We start from the raw sequence: 10,362 nt of genomic DNA on the forward strand, positions 1-10,362 counted from the left end.
CACCTAACCTACTTTATTCGATTGACCAAACGTTGAACTATCGCACGCAATACTTTTTGATTTTTGTTTTTAGGTAACTTTTCAATCTCTTCAACTGCATGTTCAGTGAAAGTTTTGGCTATATCTTTTGCTTTATTTAAGTATCCATAATCTATCACAATATCAGTTGCTAAAGAATCATCTTCAGCGGTTAAATCAGCTTTTGACAATATGTCAATTAATTGTCGATTTCCTGCTTCCAGTCCTAAAATATAAGGCAATGAATAGACGCCATTTTTCAAATCTTCATGGACTGGTTTGCCTGTCTGAGCTGAATTACTGAAATCTAAAATATCATCAATAATTTGAAAAGCCATACCGATATCATGGCCGATCTCCTTACAACGAGTAATTAATTCGGCGCTGCCATCACTGACAACTGCTCCCATTGCGGCGCTCAAACTGAACAATTCAGCGGTTTTACCAGATATTTCTTTCATGTACATATCAGTCGTTGATTTGACGTTGAAGTTGATCAACATTTGATCCAATTCCCCAATTAGGATCTTTTTCATGCTCAAAGCGTTACGTAAAATGTCAGTATTGGACTCTAAGTTTTTAGAAATCAGCTCAAAATACAAGGTAAATAAGTAGTCCCCCGCATAGATAGCATTTCTGCGACCATACTTAGTATGAATAGTTGGATACGACCGGCGTAACGGTGAATCGTCGATCACATCATCATGGATCAAGGTTGCAACGTGAAGGATTTCAAGCGATGCAGCCAGCGGAATCAAGTCTTTAGTGGAACGTTTTTTCTCGCCAAATTCACTGAACAGCAAGAAGAAAGCTGGACGTAGCATTTTACCACTTGAAGTTAAATCTATGATCATTGAACTGATATCCAGATTGTTGATCTTCACAATTTCATGAATGTAATCTGTCGTTAAGTCCAATTTCTCCCCTAGTTGAGGATAACTTTTCCAAATTGAGTTCGCCATAAAATATCTCTTACCCCTGTATCACTTTGTTGTATTCGATTTTAATTCTATAATAGAACTTATCAAATCCAAAGGAATGATTTTTGTGAAACCTTCTGTATTTTTTGAACTTGTAGAAATAAAAGCTAAAACTGCCAGTGTCTTTCCATTTCTGATGGGTACGTTGTACTCATATTATCACTGGCACTCTATTAACGCTCTTGATTTGATTCTCTTTTTCATCGCGATGTTCTTGTTCAATATGGCTGTCGACATCAACGACAATTACTGGGATTACAAGAACGCAACTGGTGATGAAAGCTTCCGTCGAGAAACTAACGTCATCGGTGTTAATCATCTAAATATTCACATGATCGGCTGGTTAGATTTTTCTTTCACAGCTATCGCCGGTATTATCGGTCTCTTCATCGTCTCAAGAACAGGCTTACCATTACTTTATCTTGGTATTTTTTCATTCGCAGTCGGTTTTTTCTATGCCGGTGGCCCTTGGCCCATCAATCGCGGACCTTTAGGTGAATTTTTCTCAGGTTTCACAATGGGGTACGTCATTTACTTGATTGCTATTTACATCAACGTCGTTCATAACCCAATGGTCACTTTAGACTTCAAATTCTACGGTGATGCCTTGTTATCAGCATTGTTGACTGTTTTTGCCATTTCCAATTTACTACTGGCCAACAATATTGCTGACCAAAAGGAAGATATCGGTTTAGGGCGCAAAACATTAGTTTATTACTTAGGTAAAAGCAATTCGATCTTCATTCTAAAATCGCTTTACGTACTCGGCTACTTAGCTTTGCTCTGCTCAGTGATCTTGGGAATATTGCCTAAATTGATGTTGTTGGCGTTCTTGATCACACCCGTAGTATATAAAAATGCCAAAGCATTCAGCAATAATCCGATCAAGAAGCAAACATTCCCCTTGATCATCAAAAATCTTTTACTGATCACTTTGACAGAGACGGTAACTTTTATTCTAGGTGTTATTTTTAATTTCTAACTTATTTATTCAATAGACCCGCATACTTGTAAGTATCTTGGGCAATCATCAATTCCTCATTGGTAGGGATCGTATAGGCGGCAATCTTTGAATCATCAGTCGTGATCTTAATCTCTTTGCCACGAACTTGATTGTTGTCATGGTCGATCTTAATGCCCATGAATTTGAATGATTCCAAAATGTCTTCACGAACTTCAGCTGAATTTTCACCTACGCCGGCGGTAAAGGCAATGGCATCGACGCCACCCATTTCAGCAATGTAAGAACCGACGAATTTAACGATCCGGTTGCGATACATTTCCAAAGCTAATTTGGCACGTTGATTAGTATCTTCGTTGGCTTCAATATCACGCATATCGGCCGAAATACCTGAAATACCCAACAAACCAGATTTGTGATTCAAAATATCGATCATATCTTGAATATCAGTTAGGCCGAGTTTTCTCATTAAATATGGCAAAATCGAAAAGTCGATGTCGCCACTTCTAGAACTCATCATAATTCCGGCTAATGGTGTGAAGCCCATTGAGATATCAAAAGCTTTGCCATGCTTGATTGCACTGATTGAGGCACCGCTTCCTAAATGCAAAACGATAACGTTCTTATCTTTAATTCCACCATCAATGATTGCATCCAATCGTTGAGCGATATAACGATGACTCGTACCATGGGCGCCATAACGGCGAACGTGGTATTTTTTATAGTCTTCCATATCAATGCTGTACATATAATTTTCCATTGGCATGTCCACAAAAAAGGAAGTATCGAAAACGGCTACTTGAATAGCTTTAGGTACTAATTTCTTAAAGACATTTATGTAATATGCTTCGATCTTGTTGTGCAAAGGAGCATATTCTGATAAAGCTTCAATCTTCTCTAAGTTTTCTGCTGTAACGATTTCGGATTTCTTGAACTCTTCACCACCAGCGACTACCCGGTGACCAAAGGCAACGATATCCTCAAATCGGTCGATGATGTGCATGTCCTTTAAGGCATCTAAGATAGACAATACGGCGACATCATTAGACTCTACGGCTTCTTCACGCTCAATCTTTTGACCGTTATACTTCAATTTAAAGACGGCCTTAGGACTACCCAAGCGATCAATCATGCCAGAAGCGATTGTGATTTTTTCAGGCATTTCAAAAAGTTTCCATTTTAACGTTGAACTACCTGCATTTATAGCCATTATCTTCATACAAAAACTCTCCTTTTTTGGGTCTAGATATTCTCTTGAAAGAGCATAGTAGCAAACTTTACACCATTATAAAAAAATGCTACTCTTTAGTAACTATTATAAGTCTTTTATGGGGGAATTCATTCGTGAAATTTTTAGACATGCTACGCAAAATTGATGAGAAACCAGAGCAACCATCTACACCCGCTCCTGATTCTCCTAAAAAGGACGAAAACCCAGATAAAAGCGCTACCAACTCTGATAATAACCAAAATCAAGTTGCGACTCAACCTGAAAAAGAAGAAGAAACTCTTCCCATGTCAGTTCATGATAAGCGCCTAAACATTGAAGAGCAAATGAACGGTCTCTCACACCAATATGCTCAATTAAGAAATGACCTCAAAACGAATCTTTTCACTGAAAAAGATGATTTTGAAGTAAAAAAAGACACACTCGACAAATATCTCAAAACTTTGAAGCGTGACGAAAAAGAATCTAACGAAAAATTAGCTGATACTAAGGCTCAAAACGACGATGCTGCTAAAGAACATCTCGCTAGTGTCAATGCTGACCGCAAGGAACAAGAAGAAAACCTTGCTAAGCTGCAAGAAGAATTAAACGAATTGAATTCCGAAATCAATACTAAGACAGCTAAATTGGAATCACTTCAAAACGATTTGGCTAAGAACGAACAATCTGAAGCTGACATGTCAACTTCGATCAAAGAAGAGACCAACTTACAAAAGATGCTTTCCCTCATGGAAGACCAAAAGAATTCCATCAACACGCTTTACGATCAAAGAAAAGACCTCAAGGGTCAAATCAACGATGCCCAAGAAAATATCACTAAACTAAATGGTCAAGCTGACGATTTGAATACTAATATCAAAAACGTCAACGACCAAATCAACGATTTCAAGAAGAAAGCCAACGAAATCGAAGATAAAATGAAGAGTGACCACAACTTCCGTATCGAAACGATTGCCGGTTTGGAACGCCACATTCAAAGTCTTGGCGAAGAGCACTCTAAAATCGATGGCGAACTCGGTGAAATCAACGACAACATCGCCTACATCAGTAAATACATCAAGGATGTTTTCCACTCAGCCTACTTGGTTCGTGATGTTTATCTCGACAAAGACAAAGAATATTACGTTGCTGCCGATGACTTTGATTCAGATGCTGCTAAAAACGACTTGTTTGGCATGGTCAACTATTTGGAAACAAAACTTCAAAAGCCCGTTACGATCGTTTCAACTTTCTATAACAACCACATCCACGAAATCATCGATGACAAAGCTAAATCTGATCACTTACCAATTCCAAACGTAGTCAACATCTTCGATCAACTACAAACAAGTCCTAATCCAACTGACAAAAAGGTTGCTATTCCAGCTAACGACAGTTGGGTAACTAGAACTGACGTTGAATCCCAAGATACTTTCATCTACGATCAAAAACAAACTTTGCTTATGACTGTAGCTTATTTCAACAAGACGATTGACAGAATCAACTATTACAAGAACGACCAAATCGTAAAGACTAATATTTATAACGGTGATGGTCAGTTATCATCAACTCAAAACTTCAATAAGAACAAACAATTGTCAGAACAAAACTTCTATCGCACAGATGGTTCAATTGTTTTAACTGTGATCTTTGAAAAGGATGCCGCTATCAGTTATCAACTATTCGACAAGAATGGTTTACTCGAACACGACTTCAACGAAAAGTCAGAGCTTATCACATGGTGGTTGAAGAGTATCTCACCAAATACTGAAAATTCTGTCTTCGTTGGAAATAATTCCGATCTTCTCTATCAATTAATTATGAGTGTCAACAGCATTTCTAGCGACGATTCAATTCGTTTATTGCAAGACGTCGTTAAGAATATCGATGCTGTGATCGATCTCTTGGATAAACACGAAGATATCAAAGATCTCTTTGTTCAAACGGATGATGACCTTCATGCTATCGAGAATAAGACCAACCGTGATATCAGCGTTAGTGTAATTAATACTGCAAGTAATGGTATGTTATCTCTTCCAGAATCATTAAAAATTTAGATTAATTGAAAACGCTCATTCATGAGTGTTTTTTTCTAATTATTGTGAAAGTGAAAAAAATTATGAAAACAATATCTATTATCGTGCCGTGTTTCAACGAAGAAGAAACTATTAATATTTACTACGATGCCATGACTAAGCTCAAGGAAGATACTAATAAATTCAAATTTGAATATTGGTTCGTTGATGATGGTTCCAAAGACCGTACTTATTCTATTTTAAAAGAGCTTCAAAAAGAACACAGTGATGAAGTCCATTTCATCTCCTTCTCACGTAATTTTGGTAAAGAATCTGCTTTATATGCGGGATTAAACGAAGTAACTGGTGACTACGTTGCTGTTATGGATGTTGACCTCCAAGATCCACCCGAAATGCTTCCCGAAATGTTTGATCTATTGGAAGATGGCGAATATGACTGCGTTGGAACGGCCCGTGCGGATCGTGAAGGCGAAAATAAAATTATTTCCTTCTTTTCTAATGGCTTTTATAAAGTTATCAACAAAATGTCCCAAACAAAAATTATTCCTGGTGCCAGAGATTATCGTTTAATGACTAGACAAATGGTCGAAGCTATCAAATCAATGACCGAATACAACCGTTTTTCAAAAGGTATCTTCAGTTGGGTCGGTTTTAAGACCAAATATCTACCTTACAAGAACCGCGAACGTTCAGCTGGGTCTACTTCATGGAATTTCTGGAAATTGTTCAAGTATGCCGTAACTGGTATCGTTGACTTTTCAGAAGGTCCATTAATGTTTGCTACATGGATGGGAACTATCTTCTCTATCACTTCGATTGTTGCGATTATTGCCATTATTATTCGCAAGTTCATCAATCCACTTAGCAGTGTCAATGGCTGGGCTTCAATCGTATCAATCATCCTTTTGATTGGTGGTATTCAATTGCTCAGTATTGGTATTCTCGGAGAATATATCGGTAAGATCTTCTTGGAAGTTAAGAAGCGTCCAATTTATATCGTAAAAGATAAAAAATAATAGCAGAGCTGCTTAGTCACTGTTTCATTGAAAACCGGGCTGAGCTCTCTGCTTTTTTATTACTAAATCGAACCAATTAGTTATCACATGATAGACGATACACATTAAGATATAATGTTAATGAATAGATCAAGGGATGGATTAAATAAAAATGAATGTACGTGATCAACAAGCAGAGAATACTAAGAACGCTATTTTGAAAGTCGCAGCGGAGATGTTTCTCTCTCAAGGGTATCAAGCAACTTCAACTCGCAAAATCGCTCAAGAACTAAACATAACGCAGCCTAATATGTACCACTATTATAAAAACAAAAAGGTCCTTTATATAAAGTCGATCGAATATGCTGTCAGTGGTTTCAGTTCCAAGTTATTGCAAGCTTATAACGATAAAAAAGATTTGCCTTTTGAGGAACTATTGCTCTATATGTCGCAATTCATGATAGAAAATTTTCGGATCAATTACTTCGTTATGCGTAACGACATCGAGAATTTTTTCACTGATGAAGAACGCAAAAACCTCAGTAAAAACTGGGACGGCGGCTATTATAAAGTCCTCTTTAATATTTTTCAAGCTCACAAAAGTGAACTCCGTTCTGACCTCGCCATTCCAGTCCAAGTTGGAACTTTTTTGACAATGTTACTCCCTTACATTGAATATAATGATGCCAAAAGGAAGCGCAATATTGCTAATCTCAAGACGGTTATCAATATTTTCATCAATGGCATTCAAAAAAATTAGGAGTATGCCATGAAATTTATAACCCTGTTAGCTTTAATGCTCTTTTTGACTCTTATCGTCAGTCACCTTTTCAATCGCCTCAATTTACCAGCCGTCGTTGGCCAATTGATCTTGGGTGTTATTTTAGGAAAAGGCGTTTTAGACATCGTCAAACCAACCGCTGAGGTCGAACTATTTGCCGACATCGGCGTTATACTGTTGATGTTTTTAGCCGGTTTGGAAAGTGATCTGAAGCTTTTGCGCAAGCACCTCCTTCCCAGTATCAATGTAGCTATCTGTGGGGTGATCTTGCCAGTTGCTTTGACGTTAGGTACGGCCTTGATATTTGGTATAAACGTCAAAGAGAGTATCTTTATGTCCGTCGTATTTGCTGCCACATCCGTTTCAATTTCCGTGGAAGTTTTGAAAAGTCTCAACTACTTGTCCAGCACTTCCGGAACAGTTATCTTAGGTGCTGCCGTGGCAGATGACATTTTGGCAATCACTATTTTGAGCGTTATGTCCGGTACATTGACAGGAAGTTTCTCGCTCAATAAATTGCTGATGCTTCTGGGATTATGGATTTTCTTTGGCGTACTCATCGTCGTCTTTCACAAATGGGTCATCCCTGAGTTAATGAAATTATCAGAATATGTCGATGCGACACACGCCCCCACTATCTTCGCTTTGGTCATTTGTTTCATCATGGCTTTTATCGCCGATAAAGTTCAATTGGACTCCGTATTAGGTGCCTTTGTCGCTGGAATTGCTGTTTCTAATTCCAAGGATTACAACGAAAAAATCAATCAAAATATCGAATTGATTGGCTACTCTGTCTTTATTCCTATCTTCTTCATCAGTATCGGACTCAACTTGGAATTCAGTAGCTTTATTCACGATTTCTGGTTGATTGCTCTCTTCACGATCACTGGTATTCTCGGTAAATTATTCGGAGCTGGTTTTGGAGCCAGATTATCAGGTTTCGACATGAAAGATTCTTACGTCATCGGTTCAGGAATGATCTCTCGTGGTGAAATGGCCTTAATCGTTGCTCAAGTAGGTTACGGCGTACACTTGCTCTCTGATGAATACTACTCAACAGTCATTATTAGTGTCATTTTAATTACAATTATTGCGCCATTTTTCTTAAAGCACTCAATTAGTAAAAATCCTTTATAGCAAATGATTTCTCCTAACTCCCGCAAGGTTATATAATGGTAACGTAAACATTTAATTTCGGTACAGAAGGAGAAGGTTAATTATGGCACACATTTTAGTACTTGGCGCTGGTTATGGTGGTTTAAGAGCTGCTCGTGACTTAGCCAAAAACACACCAGCAGGAACACAAATTGATTTGATTGATAAAAATGAAAAGCATGTTGAAAAAACAGCTTTGCACACTATTGCAGCAGGAACCAACCGGGCCGATGCAGTAAGTTTTGACGTCCGTTCAGTTCTTCCTTCAAATGTTAACTTCATCAAGGCAACTGTCTCCAAACTCGATCTCGACAACAAGACAGTTGAATTCTCTGACCACGATGACATCACTTATGATTACATCGTTGTTTCACTTGGTTTCCGTTCTGAAGACTTTGGACTCGAAGGCGCAAGTGAAAATGCCTTGATTCTTCAAGATCTTGAGACAGCTCAAAATATTTACAAGAATATAAACAAAAACATTGCTAACTATAAGAAATCACAAGATCCAGCCGACCTCTCTATCATTGTCTGTGGTGCCGGATTTACTGGTGTTGAAATTCTTGGCGAATTAGTAGATACCGTTAAGATTCTAAAAGCTAAATATGATGTACCTGAAATTAAAGTTACTTGTCTCGAAATGGCTACAAGAATCCTACCTATGTTCGATGAAAACCTTGCTAGCTATGCCGTTGACTATCTTGACAAGAACGGTATCAAACTCTTAACTGGTGCTAAGATCAAGAAGATCGAACCAAAAGATGTTGTCTACATGGATGGCGATACTGAAAAGAAAGTCGCTGGTAGTACAATTATTTGGACTGTTGGTGTCAGTGGTTCTGACGTCATCAAGGACTCCGGTATCGAAGCACGTAGAAACCGTGTTATGACTACTGAATTCTTGAATCTCGAAGCACACCCTGAAGCATACTTTATCGGTGATGATTCGGCTATTATTCCTAAGGGTGCTGAACGTCCATACCCAACAACTGGTCAATTAGCTACATCCGAAGGTAGTGGTGCCGCATTCAACATCGCTGCTGCATTGAATGGCAAAGACTTGAAGCCATACACATATCACTCAATGGGTACCGTTGCTTCACTTGGTCAAAATCATGGTATTGCTGAAATTACTGACAAGAATCTTAAATTCAAGGGCCCTATTGCCTCACTACTCAAGCACCTATCTGCTGACCGTGGAATCATGGAAATTGCCGGCATTAAGACAGCTATTAAAAAAGGAACTATTTAAACTTAATAATTAATTTAAAAACCTCTGATTCGTTCCCTAGAATCAGAGGTTTTTATTGTTAAGCCCAAATAACAACTTTGCGAAATTCATTCATTTTGATTTAAAAATCCCCCTATTCTATACTTACTTTGTAAATATAAGGGGTGTAAACTATGGCAATTAAAAAGAATCAAATCTGTGCAATTTGTGGTAATCGTTTTACTTTAACGGAAGGTCTTTTCTTACGAGATCTCAGTGACCTACTAAAGGAGCAGGTTCTAAAAACCAACAGTTACGCCAAGGACTCTTCATTTATTTGTCTAAAGGATATGCAAAGACTGCGCATCGATCACATGCAAACGATTATTGACCAAGACTTAAATATCGACCATGAAATGAGCGACCATCTCAAGAAAGAACTTGCCAAGGATACTTACGTTATTACTAATATCAACGACACCGTCTATGGCAAAAGAACTCGTGGTCAAAAACTAGCTGATGCCGTCGCCAAATTTGGTGGTAGCTGGGGCTTTATCATTACTTTCGTAATTATTCTAGTCGGATGGATGGCTCTTAACGTCTTGCATCTCTTTGGCATTCATTTTGACCCCTATCCATTCATCCTCTTAAACCTCTTCTTGAGTTGTGTGGCCGCTATACAGGCTCCTATCATCATGATGAGTCAGAACCGGGCAGCTGACCGTGACCGTTTCGATTCTGAAAACGACTATAAGACTAATAAAAAATCAGAAATGGAGATTCGTATTCTCCACCAAAAACTCGACCAACTGATCGAAGTTCAATGGCCTCATATTCTCGATATTCAAAAAATGCAGATCGAAGTTCTCAGTGAAATCGAAAATGAGATTCAATCATTGAAAATCGACAATGAACCCAAACGCGAACGCAACACGCGCCATCCTAACAAGTAATTTAAACAATGAAACAACCTAAGATTAGTTCTAAGTAAAGATTAAACTCTTTACTTAGAACTTTTT

Annotated in this window: 9 protein-coding genes; 7 read left to right on the forward strand and 2 right to left on the reverse strand. The window is 38.1% G+C overall.

The features are described from left to right. Positions 1-8 precede the first annotated feature (8 nt). Complete coding sequence (locus FD29_RS07885) at positions 9-980, reverse strand: polyprenyl synthetase family protein (protein ID WP_057888399.1); 972 nt, start codon at positions 978-980, stop codon at positions 9-11. An 85-nt stretch (positions 981-1,065) separates the two neighbouring features. Between FD29_RS07885 and FD29_RS07890 the strand changes: the two genes are divergently transcribed. Then, entirely contained in the window at positions 1,066-1,980 is a 915-nt protein-coding gene (locus FD29_RS07890; RefSeq protein WP_147007917.1) for a 1,4-dihydroxy-2-naphthoate polyprenyltransferase, read from the forward strand. A 1-nt stretch (position 1,981) separates the two neighbouring features. Here FD29_RS07890 and FD29_RS07895 read toward each other — a convergent pair whose 3' ends face one another. After that, the gene (locus FD29_RS07895; RefSeq protein WP_057888401.1) at positions 1,982-3,178 is read right to left on the reverse strand and encodes an acetate/propionate family kinase; all 1,197 of its coding nucleotides are present in this window, start codon (positions 3,176-3,178) and stop codon (positions 1,982-1,984) included. Positions 3,179-3,303: 125 nt separating this feature from the next. On the opposite strand from FD29_RS07895, the gene FD29_RS07900 reads away from it, so the two are divergent. The 6 genes from FD29_RS07900 (at position 3,304) to FD29_RS07925 (ending at position 10,296) form a co-directional block, all read left to right on the forward strand. Further along, on the forward strand, positions 3,304-5,223 hold the full coding sequence (locus FD29_RS07900) for a coiled-coil domain-containing protein (protein WP_057888402.1): 1,920 nt from the start codon (positions 3,304-3,306) through the stop codon (positions 5,221-5,223). A gap of 62 nt (positions 5,224-5,285) precedes the next feature. Continuing rightward, positions 5,286-6,218 (forward strand): glycosyltransferase family 2 protein, encoded by a 933-nt coding sequence (locus FD29_RS07905; protein ID WP_057888403.1) that lies wholly within the window; start codon positions 5,286-5,288, stop codon positions 6,216-6,218. Between the two features lie 151 nt (positions 6,219-6,369). Beyond that, the gene (locus tag FD29_RS07910; RefSeq protein WP_057888404.1) at positions 6,370-6,957 is read left to right on the forward strand and encodes a TetR/AcrR family transcriptional regulator; all 588 of its coding nucleotides are present in this window, start codon (positions 6,370-6,372) and stop codon (positions 6,955-6,957) included. A 9-nt stretch (positions 6,958-6,966) separates the two neighbouring features. After that, on the forward strand, positions 6,967-8,115 hold the full coding sequence (locus tag FD29_RS07915) for a cation:proton antiporter (RefSeq protein ID WP_057888405.1): 1,149 nt from the start codon (positions 6,967-6,969) through the stop codon (positions 8,113-8,115). Between the two features lie 82 nt (positions 8,116-8,197). Further along, entirely contained in the window at positions 8,198-9,385 is a 1,188-nt protein-coding gene (locus tag FD29_RS07920) for an NAD(P)/FAD-dependent oxidoreductase (RefSeq protein ID WP_057888406.1), read from the forward strand. A gap of 152 nt (positions 9,386-9,537) precedes the next feature. After that, complete coding sequence (locus tag FD29_RS07925; protein ID WP_057888407.1) at positions 9,538-10,296, forward strand: DUF1003 domain-containing protein; 759 nt, start codon at positions 9,538-9,540, stop codon at positions 10,294-10,296. Positions 10,297-10,362: the final 66 nt, after the last annotated feature.

It is taken from the genome of Companilactobacillus mindensis DSM 14500 (assembly GCF_001434275.1).
Classification (GTDB): domain Bacteria; phylum Bacillota; class Bacilli; order Lactobacillales; family Lactobacillaceae; genus Companilactobacillus; species Companilactobacillus mindensis.

What these genes read in the sequence shown, in the direction of transcription:
- FD29_RS07885 (WP_057888399.1), bottom strand. Translation starts at nt 980, where the DNA reads ATGGCGAACTCAATTTGGAAAAGTTATCCTCAACTAGGGGAGAAATTG.
- FD29_RS07905 (WP_057888403.1), top strand. Translation starts at nt 5,286, where the DNA reads ATGAAAACAATATCTATTATCGTGCCGTGTTTCAACGAAGAAGAAACT.
- FD29_RS07925 (WP_057888407.1), top strand. Translation starts at nt 9,538, where the DNA reads ATGGCAATTAAAAAGAATCAAATCTGTGCAATTTGTGGTAATCGTTTT.
- FD29_RS07910 (WP_057888404.1), top strand. Translation starts at nt 6,370, where the DNA reads ATGAATGTACGTGATCAACAAGCAGAGAATACTAAGAACGCTATTTTG.
- FD29_RS07920 (WP_057888406.1), top strand. Translation starts at nt 8,198, where the DNA reads ATGGCACACATTTTAGTACTTGGCGCTGGTTATGGTGGTTTAAGAGCT.
- FD29_RS07915 (WP_057888405.1), top strand. Translation starts at nt 6,967, where the DNA reads ATGAAATTTATAACCCTGTTAGCTTTAATGCTCTTTTTGACTCTTATC.
- FD29_RS07895 (WP_057888401.1), bottom strand. Translation starts at nt 3,178, where the DNA reads ATGAAGATAATGGCTATAAATGCAGGTAGTTCAACGTTAAAATGGAAA.